13 protein-coding genes are annotated in these 15,386 nt (G+C 71.2%); 7 read left to right on the top strand and 6 right to left on the bottom strand.

Annotated elements, in window-relative coordinates; translation table 11 throughout:
- Positions 1-340 precede the first annotated feature (340 nt).
- Entirely contained in the window at positions 341-985 is a 645-nt protein-coding gene (locus AB0D93_RS32355) for an amidase domain-containing protein (protein WP_362127137.1), read from the top strand.
- A 66-nt stretch (positions 986-1,051) separates the two neighbouring features.
- On the opposite strand, the gene pntB is transcribed toward AB0D93_RS32355, so the two are convergent.
- Positions 1,052-2,521 carry a Re/Si-specific NAD(P)(+) transhydrogenase subunit beta gene (pntB, locus tag AB0D93_RS32350; protein ID WP_362127134.1) on the bottom strand — a complete coding sequence of 490 codons (1,470 nt, stop codon included), beginning with the start codon at positions 2,519-2,521 and terminating at the stop codon, positions 1,052-1,054.
- 2 nt (positions 2,522-2,523) lie between these two features.
- Entirely contained in the window at positions 2,524-4,047 is a 1,524-nt protein-coding gene (locus AB0D93_RS32345; protein WP_362127131.1) for a Re/Si-specific NAD(P)(+) transhydrogenase subunit alpha, read from the bottom strand.
- A gap of 343 nt (positions 4,048-4,390) precedes the next feature.
- Between AB0D93_RS32345 and AB0D93_RS32340 the strand changes: the two genes are divergently transcribed.
- Entirely contained in the window at positions 4,391-4,729 is a 339-nt protein-coding gene (locus AB0D93_RS32340) for a hypothetical protein (protein WP_362127128.1), read from the top strand.
- Between the two features lie 493 nt (positions 4,730-5,222).
- On the opposite strand, the gene AB0D93_RS32335 is transcribed toward AB0D93_RS32340, so the two are convergent.
- Entirely contained in the window at positions 5,223-6,512 is a 1,290-nt protein-coding gene (locus tag AB0D93_RS32335; protein ID WP_362127125.1) for a glycoside hydrolase family 3 N-terminal domain-containing protein, read from the bottom strand.
- Positions 6,513-7,059: 547 nt separating this feature from the next.
- On the opposite strand from AB0D93_RS32335, the gene AB0D93_RS32330 reads away from it, so the two are divergent.
- The 5 genes from AB0D93_RS32330 (at position 7,060) to AB0D93_RS32310 (ending at position 11,050) form a co-directional block, all read left to right on the top strand.
- On the top strand, positions 7,060-7,926 hold the full coding sequence (locus AB0D93_RS32330) for a GNAT family N-acetyltransferase (protein WP_362127122.1): 867 nt from the start codon (positions 7,060-7,062) through the stop codon (positions 7,924-7,926).
- Between the two features lie 6 nt (positions 7,927-7,932).
- The gene (gene infA / locus AB0D93_RS32325) at positions 7,933-8,157 is read left to right on the top strand and encodes a translation initiation factor IF-1 (RefSeq protein WP_362127119.1); all 225 of its coding nucleotides are present in this window, start codon (positions 7,933-7,935) and stop codon (positions 8,155-8,157) included.
- Positions 8,158-8,273: 116 nt separating this feature from the next.
- The gene (locus tag AB0D93_RS32320) at positions 8,274-8,483 is read left to right on the top strand and encodes a ferredoxin (RefSeq protein WP_362127116.1); all 210 of its coding nucleotides are present in this window, start codon (positions 8,274-8,276) and stop codon (positions 8,481-8,483) included.
- On the top strand, positions 8,473-9,828 hold the full coding sequence (locus tag AB0D93_RS32315; protein ID WP_362127113.1) for an FAD-dependent oxidoreductase: 1,356 nt from the start codon (positions 8,473-8,475) through the stop codon (positions 9,826-9,828). Before AB0D93_RS32320 ends, AB0D93_RS32315 begins: the two co-directional genes overlap by 11 nt.
- Positions 9,829-9,865: 37 nt before the next feature.
- The gene (locus tag AB0D93_RS32310; RefSeq protein WP_362127110.1) at positions 9,866-11,050 is read left to right on the top strand and encodes a cytochrome P450; all 1,185 of its coding nucleotides are present in this window, start codon (positions 9,866-9,868) and stop codon (positions 11,048-11,050) included.
- Positions 11,051-11,057: 7 nt separating this feature from the next.
- Here AB0D93_RS32310 and AB0D93_RS32305 read toward each other — a convergent pair whose 3' ends face one another.
- From AB0D93_RS32305 to AB0D93_RS32295, 3 genes are read right to left on the bottom strand one after another with little or no spacing between them, the layout of a single operon-like run.
- The gene (locus AB0D93_RS32305) at positions 11,058-12,893 is read right to left on the bottom strand and encodes a GMC family oxidoreductase (RefSeq protein ID WP_362127107.1); all 1,836 of its coding nucleotides are present in this window, start codon (positions 12,891-12,893) and stop codon (positions 11,058-11,060) included.
- Positions 12,890-14,332 (bottom strand): hypothetical protein, encoded by a 1,443-nt coding sequence (locus AB0D93_RS32300; protein WP_362127104.1) that lies wholly within the window; start codon positions 14,330-14,332, stop codon positions 12,890-12,892. The genes AB0D93_RS32305 and AB0D93_RS32300 overlap by 4 nt, the downstream gene beginning before the upstream one ends.
- On the bottom strand, positions 14,329-15,048 hold the full coding sequence (locus AB0D93_RS32295; protein WP_362127101.1) for an FCD domain-containing protein: 720 nt from the start codon (positions 15,046-15,048) through the stop codon (positions 14,329-14,331). The genes AB0D93_RS32300 and AB0D93_RS32295 overlap by 4 nt, the downstream gene beginning before the upstream one ends.
- Positions 15,049-15,386: the final 338 nt, after the last annotated feature.

The following is a 15,386-nucleotide window of genomic DNA, read 5'->3' as shown; positions in this document are numbered from 1 at the left end:
CCGATGCGCCGCCCGCGAGCCAGTTCCCTCGTGCGACGTCAAGCAACGGTCCGGTCCTCTGCGCGGCAGGTCGACGTCGCGCGCCATCAGGGTCTGCGTCGTCGTGAGTTGGCCAGGGACCAGAGATGCGTACTCCGTGTGATCAATGCCACGTCGGAGGTTTGGCGTCGACTACGCAGAGATGCGTAAGAGCGGATCCCCCTTCTCGCGCGTGACTTGGATGTTCATGGGCGGACATCACTCGTCCGGCAACTCTGGCTGCACTTGACCCCCTTGTGTGCCTCCGGTGCCGTGCCCACGATTGAGTGAACGGCTTCACAAGCTCCTGAGGATGGCGCAATTGAAGATCAAACGTGCGGTGGCCGCTGCCGCGCTGGCCGTGTCACTGGCCGCCGGCCTGGCCGGTCCGGCCATGGCCTCCGACTCCGTCGTGAGCAACGCTCCGTACGACCGGCAGGCCGCGGTCGACTGGGCCCTGGAGCATGCCCAGGACCCCGAGCCCTTCCCCGCGTCCTGCACCTGGTTCGTCACCAACGCCCTCTGGGCGGGCGGCCTGCCGAAGGACGCCGGCTGGAACGCCGACGGCGAGCACGGGCGCTTGCAGAAAAGCCCGGGCACACCGTCTGCCACCGCTGCGCAGCCGCTCCTGGACTACCTCAGCGCGCGGTACCCCTACACCAAGCCCGTCGAGATGGACTTCACCGGCAACGCGGTGCCGCAGGCCGAGCCCGGGGACATCGTCGCCTACGACTGGGAGGGCGACGGGCGGATCGATCACCTCGCCCTGGTGGTCGACATCGCTCCCGGGCAGTACCCCGAAGTCGCCGAATGGGGCACGGACGACACGCACCCGACCGGATACGTCAAGCGCGGCTGGACGTACTCGGAGAAGGACGAGCCCGGCTGGCTGCAGGACAAGGACAAGCATCCGGCGGTCAAGGCGTGGTTGTGGCACATCGACACGACCTATCTGCCGACGTTCTGAATCGCCGAGAGGGCAGGGGCCCCATCGTGGGAACGGTGGGGCCCCTGCCCGTGCGAGGGCGGTGGATCAGGCCGGTGTCCTGTCCGGTGTACCGGTCTCGACTCGACGCGGCCCGCTGTCCAGCGCGCCGATGATGTCCTCGACCCGGTCCTTGGCGTCACCGAAGAGCATGGCCGTGTTGTCGCGGAAGAACAGCGGGTTCTGTACACCGGCGTATCCGGAGGCCATCGAGCGCTTGAACACGATGACCTGGCCCGCCTCCCACACGGTGAGCACCGGCATCCCGGCGATCGGGCTCGTGGGGTCCTGCGCCGCGGCCGGGTTGACGGTGTCGTTGGCACCGATCACGAGCACGACGTCGGTCTCGGCGAAGTCGTCGTTGATCTCGTCCATCTCCAGCACGATGTCGTAGGGCACCTTCACCTCGGCCAGCAGCACGTTCATGTGGCCGGGCAGGCGGCCGGCGACCGGGTGGATGCCGAACCGTACGTCGACGCCCCTGCCGCGCAGCTTCGAGGTGAGCTCCGCGACCGGGTACTGCGCCTGGGCCACGGCCATGCCGTACCCGGGCGTGATGATCACCGACCGGGCGGACTCCAGCAGCTCGGCGACGCTCTCGGCGGTGATCTCGTGATGCTCGCCGTGGTCGACGTCCGAGCCCGACGGCGCCTCGATGCCGAAGCCGCCGGCGATGACCGACAGGAAGGAGCGGTTCATCGCCCGGCACATGATGTAACTGAGGTAGGCACCCGAGGAGCCGACCAGCGCGCCGGTCACGATCAGCAGGTCGTTGTCGAGCAGGAAGCCGGAGGCCGCCGCGGCCCAGCCGGAGTAGCTGTTGAGCATCGAGACCACGACCGGCATGTCACCGCCGCCGATCGAGGCCACCAGGTGCCAGCCCAGTGCCAGCGCCACGACCGTCACCGCGATCAGCAGCCACAGCGCCGGCGACGCCACGAACCACACCGTCAAGGCGACGAACACGCCCAGCGCTCCGAGGTTCAGTGCGTTCTTGCCCGGCAGCATCAACGGCCTGGCGTCGATCCGAGCCGAGAGCTTCAGGTTCGCCACGATCGAACCGGTGAACGTCACCGCGCCGATGAACACGCCGATGAACACCTCGGCATGGTGGATGCCCAGCGTGCCGAGCGCGGTCAGACGGGCGGCCTCGGCGCCGGACCGGTGGCTCTCCACGGTCAAGTAGCCGTTCCAGCCCACCAGTACGGCAGCCAGACCGACGAACGAGTGGAGCAGCGCGATCAGTTCGGGCATGCCGGTCATCTCCACGCGGGCGGCACGCCGCAGGCCGATCACCGCGCCGATCAGCAGCGCCACGACCATCAGGCCCAGGCCGGCGGCACTGATGTCGTCGGAGACCGCGAGCACGAGCGTCGCCAGCAGTGCGACTCCCATGCCGAGCATGCCGAAGGCGTTGCCGAGCCGCGCCGACTCGTGCCGGGAGAGCCCTGCCAGCGCCAGGATGAACAGCAGCGCGGCAACGAGGTAGGCCGCCTGTGCGGCGAGGGTCGCAGACATTCTCAGCTCCTGCTGAACATTCCGAGCATGCGACGCGTCACCGCGAAGCCGCCGAAGACGTTGATACCGGCCAGAAGAATCGCCGCGAACGACAGCACCGTGACCGCCGTACCGGAGTGCCCGATCTGCAGCAGGGCCCCGACCACGATGATTCCGGAGATCGCGTTGGTCACCGACATCAACGGGGTGTGCAGGGCGTGGTGCACATGACCGATCACGTAGTAGCCGATGACGATCGCGAGCACGAAGACCGTCAGGTGGGGCAGCAGCGCGGCCGGCGCGAAACCGGCCGCCAGGAACAGCGCCAGCGCGCCCAGGGCCACCGCGCCGAACCGCTGGGCCTGCGTCATCCGCACCTTCTCCGGCGGCGCCGGCTGGGTCGCGGCCGCCGCGGGGGCGGGGGTCGCCGAGACCTGCACCGGCGGAGGCGGCCACGCCGACTCGCCGTCCCGTACGACGGTGATCGAGCGCTGCACCGGGTCGTCCCAGTCCAGCACCAGCCGGCCGTCCTCGTCCGGCGTCATCAGCTTGAGCAGGTTCACCAGGTTGGTGCCGTACAGCTGCGAGGCCTGGGTCGGCAGTCTGCCCGCCAGATCGGTGTACCCGATGATCGTCACGCCGTTGTCGGTGACGACCTTCTCCCCCGGCACCGTGCCCACCACGTTGCCACCGTTGGCGGCCGCCATGTCCACGATCACCGACCCCGGCGTCATGGCGGCCACCATCTCCGCGGTGATCAGCGTCGGCGCCGGACGTCCCGGAATCAGCGCGGTGGTGATGACGATGTCGACCTCACGGCACTGCGCGGTGTACAGCTCCACCTCGCGCGCCTTGTACTCGTCTCCCATCTCCTTGGCATAGCCCGTCGCCGAGACCTCGGCCTCCGCGGACTCGATCGACAGGTACTCCCCGCCGAGCGAGCGGACCTGGTCGGCCACCTCCGGCCGGGGGTCGGTCGCCCGTACGATCGCACCCAGCGATCCGGCCGCGCCGATCGCGGCGAGTCCCGCGACCCCCGCGCCCGCGACGAGCACCTTCGCCGGTGGGACCTTGCCCGCCGCCGTCACCTGGCCGGTGAAGAACCGGCCGAACTCGTGTGCCGCCTCGACCACGGCCCGGTAGCCCGCGATGTTCGCCATCGACGACAGCACATCCATCGACTGCGCCCGGCTGATGCGCGGCACGGCATCCATCGACAGCGCCGTGAACGGGCGCCGGGCCAGGTCCTCGACCATCGCCGGGTCGAACGCCGGCGCGAACAGGGCGATCACCGTCGCGCCCGGCCCCACGCGGTCCAACTGCGCCGGGCTCGGGGCGTTGACTCCCAGCACCACGTCAGCGGACAGCGCGTCGCCGATGCTCGCGCCGACGGATTCGTAGGCGCTGTCGGCGAAACTCGACGCGAGACCCGCGCCCGGGTCGACGACGACGTCGTACCCCAGCTTGCAGATCCGCCCGATCGTGGCCGGCGTGGCCGACACCCGTTTCTCACCCGGCCGCGCTTCCTTGAGGACTCCGACGATCACAAGTGCTCTCCGTTCGCTGCTCTCTCCGTCATCGGCCTGGCCCCAACTCGACCAGAAGCGTGCCCGCCCTGACCAGGGCCACGCCACCCGAATTGACCTTCGGGAGCGGCTTCCCGGACAGGATCCGCGAGACACATGGCGTCAATGCGACATCCGTCGCGGCCCGGACGCCGTACGCCACGCCGGTACCGGGCCCCTCTCGCGGCGCGGGCACCAGCAGGCGGGCACCCGCCGACGCGGGGACCGCAGGGGGGCCACCCTCGGATGTCTCAGGTTCACGCCTGGGCCCGGTTGCTCTTCACTGATCGCAGGAAGACAGCAACTCGACCTCACGGGGGTACACATGCACAGCAGGAAGCGCATCCTCGCGGCCGGTCTGGCCACCGCGGCCTCCGCCGTGGCCCTCACCGTCGCCGGTGTGACGGTTCCGGCGCAGGCCGCTGCCCAGGGGACCGTCGACTGCGAGGGCTGGGTGCACAACAACGATCCGGACGTCGGCATCGCGGGCTGCACGAACAACACCGACCACGCGATCACGTTCCGCGCCGAGATCGTCTGCGGCTGGGCGCCGGACGTCTCCGGCAACTGGGTCACGCTGAACCCGGGGCAGTACGGCGAATCCAACGGCCACTGCGCGTTCTACAGCACGGGGGTCGGCAGGGTGGGCTGGACCATCGAGTGACTCGGTGACCCGGTGAACCGGTGAACTTGCGGAACGCGGTCCGCAGTCGGCTGACCGCGTTCCGCCTTCCCTCCCACGGCCTGGGGCCCCACCACGACGTCATACCGAAGCGACAGCCCCAGGAGCCGGTGCGGTCCGCTCGGCGGCCTCCCGCACACCGGCGGCGAGCACCGCGCACGTGAACGCGACCACAGGCGCCTCCCAGTCCCAGGAGGCAAACAGAATCACGGGTACGACGAACATCGAAGGGACGACGGAGACAGCGAAGGGCCCCCGCGCCCAGCCCAGTGCGGTCGGGCCGGTCGGGTGCACGCTCGGTGCGACCGCGGTACATCCGAGGGCCGCCGCGCTCAGCGAGGAAGCCAGGGCTGCCGCGCGCCGCCGGGCCCAACTCGCCTCGGACTGCATGGGGTTCGATTTCATGACTCATTCTGGCGACTCGTGGCCCGGCAGCCCCGAAGCGCCGGCAGCCGGCTCCCCGTCGCCCTTCGGCTCAGGAGCAGAGATTCACGTGCCGGACGGCCAGAACGTGCCCCGCCGCGTCGATGAGGCGGCTACGGGCGAGGTGTCCGCCGGCCACCGCATCGGTGATCGCCGAGGCGATCGAGGACGTCTGGGAGCCGACGTTGCCCCCCAGGTCGAGCATGACCATGTCGGCACCGGAGCGCAGGGCCTGGACAGCGGCGCCGGAGACGCTGAAACCGGCGGCCGAGATCGCCTTGGCGCTGAGCGAGTCGGTGAGCACCAGCCCCTTGAAGCCGAGCCTGCCGCGCAGCTCGGAGCTGATGACGGTGGGTGACAGACTCGCCGGGTTGGTGCTCAGTCCCGGCACGACGTTGTTGGAGACCATGATGGCCGGGGCACCGGCCTTGATGGCCGCGGTGAACGGCGGGATGCCCGTCTTCTGCAGGGTGGACCAGGGCTGGGTGCGGGCGGGGCCGAAGTCGGAGTTGTAGCTGGATCCGCCGAGGCCCGGGAAGTGCTTGACGACGGGGATCACGTTTCCCGCGCGCAACCCGTTCATGTACGCGACACCGGCCTTGGAGACCACCGACGTGTTGCCGCTGAAGGACCGCCATCCGTCGGGGTTGGTCTTGCTGGGGGCCACGTTCCTGCCGTCGACGTCGACCACCGGCGCGAGGTTCATGTTGACCTGGGCGGCCGACATCCTGGTGGCGACCTTCGTGACGTTCTGCTGGATCTGGGCCGGGGTCCAGTGCGCGCCCATGTAGGCGGCCCAGGGCAGGTTCCCGACCAGGTTCGACATGCGCTGGATGCCGCCGCCCTCCTCGTCGGTCATCACCAACAGGCCCAGGTGGCCGGGTACATGGGACTTCAGGGCGGTCAGTCGTGATCCCAGGTCGGACGGGGCCTTGCCGCCGAACAGCAGCACTCCGCCCGCACCGGCGCTCACCTCGGACGTCACGTCGGACACCGAGGTTTCAGACACGGGGACGGCGATGGTCAGCATGGCCAGCCGGCGGTTCGACCATCCGGCCAGCTTCGTGCTGTTGGTGCACGCGGTGGCGACGGTGGCGAGATCCGGAGTGTCGAGTGACGGGGACCGGGAGGGCGCGCCGGATGGAGCGGGGGTCACGCCGGGGCCACTGGAGTGCGGGGCCGCGTGGGGGGTGGCCGCGTGGGGGGTGGCCGTGCCACAGCCCGCCAGGAGCATCGCCGCCACGGCGGCGGCCGTGCTCAGCCTTCGTGCGTTTCCGGCCCGGGCGGAGGCCCACGGCGGTGCTGTCGCGCTTCTGCGGTCACGGTGCGACGGGAGATTCATCGTCCGGCCTCCTTCGGGAAGTCGCGACGGTGCCCGTCGCGCTGAGGGCGTGGGAGCAGGTGAGGGGCTTTACGAAGCGGGAGATGCGCACCGGCCCGCATTTGTTCGCACAGGGGCGACGGAGCATGCCGTATCCACGGCGTACTGCGACCGTACACCGGCCCCACGCGCCCAGCACGCCCGGACCGGCCCAGGTTATGCGCGCCACGCGACCATCTACGAGACCCCCACCGAGCGAAAGCTCGAAGAAAGACCAATACTGGCACATGCGAATATAACGGACGCCTCGCCTGGTGGTTCTCCGCTGCGCGGCGGGGACCGTCGCCGCCGGTGCGCCGATCCGTCCAGGAGGAAGAAGATCACCGAAATTGAGTTGGGCCGACCGGCCCCCGCTGATACCGTCTGGGCAGCCGTGGGACAACGCGAGGAGGTGAGACCCCATGCAGGCTGTATCCGGGTGGGTGCTCCCCCTCTTCGTCACGGTGGGCGATTGACATAGGTGTCGCCGGGAGCGCCTCGAACAAGGCACTCCTGAGAGGCAACACCTATGAACCTTTCGCATTCCACTCCGGGCAGGGGCGACCACACGGTCGCGGTCACGCGGGTTTCGGCCCTGCAGTGGCACGCCGTGGAGGACAACCTGACGGTCGGCCGCGGCGACGCTTCGCGCCGGCCCGACGGCCGGGTCTTCATCAGCATCGACGCGTGGCGGGGCGCGGTCTTCGACCGTATCGCCGACGCGGTGCTGGCGGACCTGCCGACACCGCTGTACACCGTCGTCGCCGAGGCCGACCACGACTCGAGGTCCGCCTGGGAGCGGGCCGGCTTCACCGTCGCACGCCGCGAGTGGGGCTGTGTCGTGCCGACCGACCCGCAGGTCACCGGCCTCGGCTCGGTGCGGCCCCCGTCGGGCGTGACGATCGTGCCCGCCGGCAGGGCGGAGGAGGGCCCGCTGCGCGCCCTGGACCGCGTCATCCGCGACGAGGTCGAGGCGGCCGTCGGATGGCGGACGATGCCCGCCGAGGTGCTGCCCCGCCCTGCGGGGACGACCCTGCTCGCCCCGTCCAAGTACGCGGTGGCGCGGCACTCCGGCCAGTATGTGGGGCTGATCCGGGTGGCACCGCTGCCCCGGCAGCCACGGATCGGACTGATCGCCGTCCGGGCCGACAGGCACCGCCGCGGCATCGCCCGGGCGCTGCTGGCCCATGCGCTGGGTGCGCTGCACCGCTCCGGGACCACAGCGGCATGGGCCGAGGTGGACGAGTCCAACGCGGCGGCCACCGCCCTGTTCGAGAGCGTTGGCGCCCGGCGCACGGACAGCACCCTGGAGCTCGTCCGCCGGCACGGCACCGCGCGCGAACGCGCACCGCAAGCCTGTCCGACCCAACACACCGTCACAGAACGGGAGATGTGAGAGACCATGACAAAAGCAGCAGGGGGCGTGGAAGTCGAAGGCACCGTCGTCGAGTGCCTGCGCAATGCCACCTTCAAGGTGGAGCTCCAGAACGGGCACACGGTGCTCGCCCACATCAGCGGCAAGATCCGGAAGAACTACATCAAGATCCTGCCGTACGACCGGGTGCTCGTGGAACTCAGCCCGTACGACCTCACCCGCGGCCGGATCCGCTACCGGTACCGGGCGTAGCGGTCGTTGGCGGTCCGCCCGGGCGAGCGATCGCTGGATTCCGCCGCCGTGCGAGCCTCGGATCCTGCCTCCATGCTGGAGGTGAGGGGGGTGTGACAACGGAGGAAGTGGTGAGCATGCGGACCGTTGTCGACCTCACGCGCTGTCAGGGGTACGCACAGTGTGTGTTCCTCGCGCCCGACGTGTTCGAGCTGCACGGCGAGGAAGGACTGCTGTACGCCACAGCCGTGCCCGAGGACCAGGTGGAACGCGTACGCCAGGCCGCGGCGGCGTGCCCGGTGCAGGCGATCCTCCTCGGCGAAGAGGTGAGCACCGGTGCGCGATGATCTGAAAGACGGCCGTGTCGTCATCGTCGGTGCGTCGCTGGCCGGGCTGAGGGCCGCCGAGGCGCTGCGCGAGGAGGGCTTCACCGGGTCACTGACCGTGGTCGGGGACGAGCCCCATGCCCCCTACGACCGGCCGCCGCTGTCCAAGCAGGTGCTGCTCGGGCGGGCGACCGCGGACACCACCGAGCTGCCGCAGCGCCGCGACCCGGACGCCGACTGGCGGCTGGGCGTACGCGCCACCGGTGTGGACCTGCTGGCGAGGCGGGTGCTGCTGGACGGCGGGGAGTCGCTGCCGTACGACCGGCTGCTGATCGCCACCGGCACCCGGGCCCGGCCCTGGCCCGCCCCGGAGGAAGCCGCCCTGGACGGGGTGTTCACCCTGCGCACACGCGAGGACGGTGCCGGGCTGGCCGAGCGGTTGGACGCGGGGCCGGAGCGGGTGCTGGTGATCGGCGGCGGCTTCACCGGCTCCGAGATCGCCTCGGCCTGCCGCGAACGGGACCTGAACGTCACGGTCGCCGAACGCGGGCCCGCACCGCTGGTGGGTGCCCTGGGCGGCACCCTGTCGAAGCTCGCGGCGGTCATGCAGCGCAACCACGGCGTGGACCTGCGCACCGGGGTGACGGTCACCGCCCTGCGCGGGAACGGAAGCTTCACCGGCGCGGAGCTGTCCGACGGCAGCCGTGTGGAGGCGGACGTGTGCGTCGTGGCACTGGGTGCCATCCGCAACGTGGAGTGGCTTGCCGACTCCGGGCTGGCGGCGGGGCCGCGCGGGATCGCCTGCGACGCCGGGTGCCGCGCCTTCAACATGTACGGGATCGTCACCGACGACGTCTACGTGGCCGGCGACGTCTCCCGCTTCCCGCACCCGCTCTTCGGCTACCAGATGCTGTCGTTGGAACACTGGGGCAACGCGGTCGAACAGGCCGAGGTGGCGGCCCACAACATGGTCAACCCGGGGCCGCTGCAGCGCCCGCACCTGGCCATCCCGGTCTTCTGGTCGACCCAGTTCGGGCTCAACATCAAGTCGGTGGGCGTGCCCACCTACTCGGACCACGTGGTCATCGCCCAGGGCTCGTTGGAGGCGCGCCGTCTTGCCATGGTCTACGGCTACAAGGGGCGGGTCACCGCCGCCGTCACCGTGGACATGGCCAAGTCGATCGACTACTACCGGCACTTGATCGAGACGGCCGCACCGTTCCCGCCCCCGCCCGGCGCGCAGGACCGGGCGATCGCGGCCGACGTCACGATTCCGTCCGACGTACCGGATCCGTCGGTGCTGTCGCACGGACCGACCGTCGCGCTCACGGGTCACCTCCCCGACCGCCGGCTGACGGTTGTGTGACCCACCGGCCGGTCCATGTCCACCACGAGGAGCCGTCATGGACACCGACACCTTGTTCGCACGGATCACCGACTACGCGAGCCGCCCCGACCCCTATCCGTTGTACGCGGAACTCCGCGCGGCCGGCCCGGTGGTGCGGCAGGCCGGCGACACCTGTCTGATCGGCGGCTACCACGAGATCGCCGCTCTGCTCCACGACCCACGCATGAGCGCCGATCCCCGTACCCGCGGCGAAGGAACCGCCAGGCTGCCCTTCCTGCGGCTCGACGACCCCGAACACCACAGACAGCGCACCCTGGCCATGCGGCCGTTCGGTCCCCCGCACAGCCCGCACCGCGTCGACGGCATGCGGGACGAGATCCACGGGATCACCCGGGAACTGCTCGCGTCCTTCGAGTCGGGGCGGCGGATCGACATCGTCGACGACTTCGCCTACCCGCTGCCCGTCACCGTGATCTGCCGCCTGCTGGGCGTGCCGCGCGAGGACGAGCCACTGTTCCGTGCCTGGTCCGACGCCATCGTCGCATCCGCCGACGTCAGGCCGGACGAGGACGCCACGCAGACCGACAAGGCGGGCGAGCAGGCGCGCATGGAGATGGGCGGGTACCTGCTGAACCTCGCCGAACAGCGCCGTGGCCATCCGAGCGACGACATGCTCTCCGCGTTCGTCAACGAGCCGGACCCGGCCCTGCGGCTCACCCAGGAGGAACTCGCGGAAACCGCCGTACTGCTCCTGATCGCCGGACACGAGACAACGGTCAACCTGATCACCAACGGCGTGCTCACCCTGTTGCGCCGGCCGGAACAACTCGACCACCTGCGCCGCGAACCCGAGCTGATGCCGCGAGCGGTGGAGGAACTGCTGCGCTTCGAACCACCGGTCCACATGCGCGAGCGCATCCCCCACGCCGACATCGACGTCGCCGGCACCACCATCCCCCGAGGCACCTCGGTGATCCTCGTACTCGGCTCGGGCAACCGCGATCCCAAACGGTTCCACGAGCCCGACCGTTTCGACCCCACCCGCACCGACAACCAGCACCTCGGCTTCGGCAGTGGCATCCACCTGTGCTACGGCGCACCCCTCGCCCGCCTCGAGGCCCAGGCCGCACTCGGCGCGCTGCTCCCCCACCTCGGCACCGCCCGCCTCGCCCAGGACCCGCCCCCCTACCGGCAGAACGCCATGCTCCGCGGCCCCCGCCACCTGCCCCTAGACCTGTGACCGGCGCTCATCCGCGGGCACGATTCTCCGCGATCGCCAATGCGGCAGCCATGATGGTCAGTTGGGGGTTCACCTGCGGACAGCTGGGAAGCACCGAGGCGTCCGCGACCAGCACACCGTGTACGCCGCGGAGCCGGCCCTCCGGGTCGGCCGGGAAGCGCTGCGGGTCGGCGCCGGCGGCGACCGTGCCGGTGGGGTGGTAGGCCGACAGGTGCAGATGCCGTGCGCCGGTGCCGGCGAGCACGGTGCGCAGTTCCGCGAGGCTGCGCACCCGGGGTGTGTGCGGGATACCGGTGAGTACTTCCTCCGCGCCGGCGGCGAACAGCAGCTCGCCCATCGCGCTCAGCGCCCGGAGCAGACGGCCCGCGTCGCGACGGTCCAGGTCATAGCGGATCAGCGTGCGGTCGTGGCCCAGGACACGGCCGGAGGGGCGGTCGGCGATCATCGCGCCGAGCGTGGCGAGCCGGTCCGCGCTCTCGAGTTCCCGGCGCAGCTCCCCGCCCACTCCGGGGAGGACGAAGGAACCCATGCCGGGCGGGGTGGCGGTGGCCTCGATGAGGATGCCCTCGGCGTGGTGTTCCTCCACGCCGACGCTCTGCAGCACCCCCTCCCAGGCCGTGACGGGCTCGGCGAACCGGCCGGCGACACTCGTGGCCGGGTGGATGCTGAGGTTGCGACCGACGCGGTGGTGCCCACCGAGGCCCGAGCGGCGAAGGAGTTGCGGGCTCTGCAGCGCGCCCGCCGCGACCACGACGAGCGGCGCGAGGATCTCGAACCCGCGGTCGCTCCCCCGTCGTACGCGCACTCCCGCCGCGCGCGGGCCTCCGGGCCGGTCCGGGTCGACGAGGATGCGCTCGACGCGTGCGCCGGTGACGATGCGGGCCCCGGCGGTGCAGGCGTCGGGCAGTACGGAGAGCTGCACGCTCTGTTTGGCGCCGGTCGGGCAGCCCACGACGCACTGGCAGGATCCCTGGCAGCCAGGTGCGTTGCGGCGCAGGGGCGCGGCCCGCCAGCCGAGTGCGCGGGCTCCGGCGAGCGCGACGCGGCCGTTGGCACCGAGGACGTCGAGGGGCTGGGTGGCCACCTGGAGGCTGCGTTCGGCCTCTCCGAGATGCCGGTCGAAGCCGTCGGCGAGCGTGAGTCCGAAGTGTTCGCTCCAACGGTCCAGTACGTGCTGCGGAGTGCGGTAACACGTGCCGGAGTTGACGATCGTGGTGCCGCCGACGGCCCGGCCCACGGGCAGCAGCAGCGGTGGACTGCCCACGGCGAAGGTCGCTCCGCCGTCCCGGTAGAGGTCGGGGAAGCGGTCCAGGGGCGCGCGTCTGCCGAACGACTCGGTGGTGTGGTGCTCGCCCTCTTCGAGGACCACGACCCGGAGCCCGGCCCTGGACAGGGTCCGCGCGGCCATCGCCCCACCCGCCCCGGAACCGATGACCACCGCGTCGGCGGTCGAGCGGGCCGGCCAGTCGGGTGCGGGCGTCAGGTCGAGCGGGGGGTCCTGGCGCGTGGGACCAGGCGGCGCAGCGGCCGCGTCCAGCATGCGTTCCGTGCCGGCGGACATGAGGACGGGCACCTTGAGGAGGTCCAGGAACGGGAGGAGCGCGGGGCGTGCGGCCAGGCCGGCCAGCACCGAATCCCGTTGCCGGGGGTCGAGTCCGGACAGGGTGCGTCCCGTGCGGGCCACGGCGTATGCGTCCACACCCTTGGCCATGGCCCGCACGCCGGCTCGCGCGGCAAGCGGCATCGAGGACAGGACGGCCTCCAGCCGGGAGGGGACCCTGCCGGGCCACTCGCTCGTCCCGTCGTCCGCGAGGAGAGCGGCGACGAGCCCGGTGAGCGTCATCGGGTGCCCACCTCCGCGTGTGCCGTGCCGTCCAGCGTCCACTCCGCCTCGGTGCGCCAGCCGCCGAACCACCATCGGTCCAGCAGGATGTGCGCGTCGGCGCGTTCGCTGTTCCGGCAGGTCGCGTGCCGGCCGTCGGGGTCGGTGTAGTCGAGGGCGAGCGTGCGGTCCGCGGGCTGGGTGACCTGGACCCGGACACGGCGCAGGAGGGTGCGGCCGGTGACCGTCCACACGGGCAGCCCGATGTCGGCGCGGAAGCGGCCCACGCCGGCCCACCCGACGGCCGGCCGTTCCGCGCGGCGGGGCCAGCTGCGGCCGTGCCGGCGCAGCCGGAGGAAGACCAGGGGCGGCAGTCCGCGCAGGGCCGGGCGCATGGAGACGGCGGCGACGATCTCGAGGACGTCTCCGCCGCCGAGATCGGCGTGCAGCCAGGCCCAGCGGCGGGCGTTGCCGTGGCCGTAGATCCGGGCGGACGCGCCCGGGGCCGCGGTGAGGGTCAGTGTCGTGTCGTCATGGGTGAAGGTGCCGTCGTACAGGGCGCGTGCGGCGGGCAGCATGTGGGCGGCCGGCAGCAGAGAGCGACGCCAGGACCAGCGGGGAAAGGTGAACAGCGGCCCGCTGGTGGGCCGTTCGGCGAGATCCCAGCGCAGGGCACCCTCCTCCGCGGTTCCCGACAGCCGTCCGGGCCGGTACGTGACACCGTCGGAGCTGAAGCCGGGCTCGCGGGGCGCTGACGGAGCGGGGCCGAAGCGGGCGTGCCGCACGGGGCCGTCCTTCGGGAACACCGCGGCCCAGCCGTGGGCGTACGGCTCGGAACCGTCGGCCGGCGCGGTCAGTTCGTGGTGCAGCCACAGTCCGCTGCCGGTGTCCGGATCCGTGACGGTGGTGTACCAGACCTCGGTACGGCCGGGCTCGCCGCGCCAGCGGGACGCGAGGAACGCGTCCGGTCTGTCCCGGCGTGGGAAGCGGAAACTCATGAGGAACGGCAGGAGTTGTGTGGCGAGCGGGAAGCGAAGGGTGCCGGTGCCCTTGCGTGTGCCGTCCTCGTAGAGGGTGTAGGGGAGCACGGTCATCGAGGCCACGGGCCTGCGCGGGGTGACGGACTTCCAGCCGTCGAGGACGAGCCGGCGGCCGTCGGCGGTGAAGGAGACGCGGTACCGGATACGCCGTCGCGCCAGGGGTGATATCTCCAACTCGCCCTCGGCGTCCGGGTCGTCCGTCCAGCCGGCGATCCGGATACGGCCGCGGGCGGAGGCCCGGGTGGTGCCGGACAACCGCAGGACGTGGTTCGCCGCGACCTTCAGCTCGAGGCGGACACGCCGGATGCGCTGCTCGCCGTCGAGGCGGAGCGTGCCGAGCATCGTCTCGTCGAAGACGGTGCCGCGGGCGGACGGTCGGCTGTCGTCCAGGGTCGCGTGCGGGGTCGTGTCCGCGTTCATGCGAGGCCTTCCAGCATGATCCGTTCGGTCACGGTCAAGTAGTGCTCGGCCGCCCGCCGCGCACCGGCCTCGTCCCCGGCCTCGACCGCGTCGATCACCGGTTCCAGGCGTCCCCGGGCCGCCACGGCGTCGGTGAACGGTCCCCTGAGCGCGGACCGCACCGGCAGATAGGCGTTGAAGAGGGTGTTGGTCAGCAGGACGTAGACGCGGTTGCCGGTGGCGCGGGCCAGGGCTCGGTGCACATCCACGTCCGCGAGCTGGACCGCGTCGGCGTCCGCCGCTACGCCCACCGCCGTCAGCAGCGCGCGCAGCTCGGCTCGTTGCCGGTCGGTCGCCCGGACCGCGGCGCGTCCGGCGATCAACGCTCCGATGTGACGCCGCACCTCGAAGACCTCGCCGATCCAGTCGGGGCTGTGCCGTATGAGCATGGGCAGCAGGTCGGCACCGCCCAGGCGCAGGTAGTCGCGCACACGTGTGCCGACGCCGTGCCGGGTCTCCAGCAGGCCGGCCTGCATGAGACGGCCGAACGCGTGCTTGAGAGTGGTCCGGGTGACGCCGTAGCCGTCGGCGAGAGTGCGTTCAGGCGGCAGGTAACTGCCCGCCGGGTGCCGTCCGGTGAGGATGTCCTCACGCAGTCGGCTCTCCAGTACGTCCACGATGGTCTCGCGGGGCAGGGCCTCCACACTGTCCTCCCAGTGGCTGAGTGGATGAGCCACTCAACCAACGCGTATCCGAAAAGTCAACGACTCGGACAGGCCCACGTCGGAGTAACACGCCTTTGTCGCAGGACGGTTGACGGGGCAGGCACGGGGTCGGCCGCCGGGGGGCCGCTCCCGACGTGGTGGCCGAGCCCGAGGCAGCGGATGCGGGTGCTCTGGGAGCCGAGGCGGGGCGTGCCGACGTCGCCGGCACCACCACAACCCTCCGGAAGGTGAATACCGGAGACGGATGAGTCCCGAGCAGCCGACGGCTGTTCGACCGGACTTCACCGCCAGTCACCTGAAGACCCCGCCGCGCCGCTCTAGCCTCCTACCTGCCCGAGCAGAGACGACCG

Source organism: Streptomyces sp. NPDC048191, from assembly GCF_040652655.1.
Taxonomy (GTDB): domain Bacteria; phylum Actinomycetota; class Actinomycetes; order Streptomycetales; family Streptomycetaceae; genus Streptomyces.
The sequence above is the reverse complement of the archived record's forward strand: the minus strand, read 5'-3'. Positions and strand labels throughout refer to the sequence as shown.

What these genes read in the sequence shown, in the direction of transcription:
- AB0D93_RS32340 (WP_362127128.1), top strand. Translation starts at nt 4,391, where the DNA reads ATGCACAGCAGGAAGCGCATCCTCGCGGCCGGTCTGGCCACCGCGGCC.
- pntB (WP_362127134.1), bottom strand. Translation starts at nt 2,521, where the DNA reads ATGTCTGCGACCCTCGCCGCACAGGCGGCCTACCTCGTTGCCGCGCTG.
- infA (WP_362127119.1), top strand. Translation starts at nt 7,933, where the DNA reads ATGACAAAAGCAGCAGGGGGCGTGGAAGTCGAAGGCACCGTCGTCGAG.
- AB0D93_RS32335 (WP_362127125.1), bottom strand. Translation starts at nt 6,512, where the DNA reads ATGAATCTCCCGTCGCACCGTGACCGCAGAAGCGCGACAGCACCGCCG.
- AB0D93_RS32300 (WP_362127104.1), bottom strand. Translation starts at nt 14,332, where the DNA reads ATGAACGCGGACACGACCCCGCACGCGACCCTGGACGACAGCCGACCG.
- AB0D93_RS32310 (WP_362127110.1), top strand. Translation starts at nt 9,866, where the DNA reads ATGGACACCGACACCTTGTTCGCACGGATCACCGACTACGCGAGCCGC.
- AB0D93_RS32330 (WP_362127122.1), top strand. Translation starts at nt 7,060, where the DNA reads ATGAACCTTTCGCATTCCACTCCGGGCAGGGGCGACCACACGGTCGCG.
- AB0D93_RS32320 (WP_362127116.1), top strand. Translation starts at nt 8,274, where the DNA reads ATGCGGACCGTTGTCGACCTCACGCGCTGTCAGGGGTACGCACAGTGT.
- AB0D93_RS32305 (WP_362127107.1), bottom strand. Translation starts at nt 12,893, where the DNA reads ATGACGCTCACCGGGCTCGTCGCCGCTCTCCTCGCGGACGACGGGACG.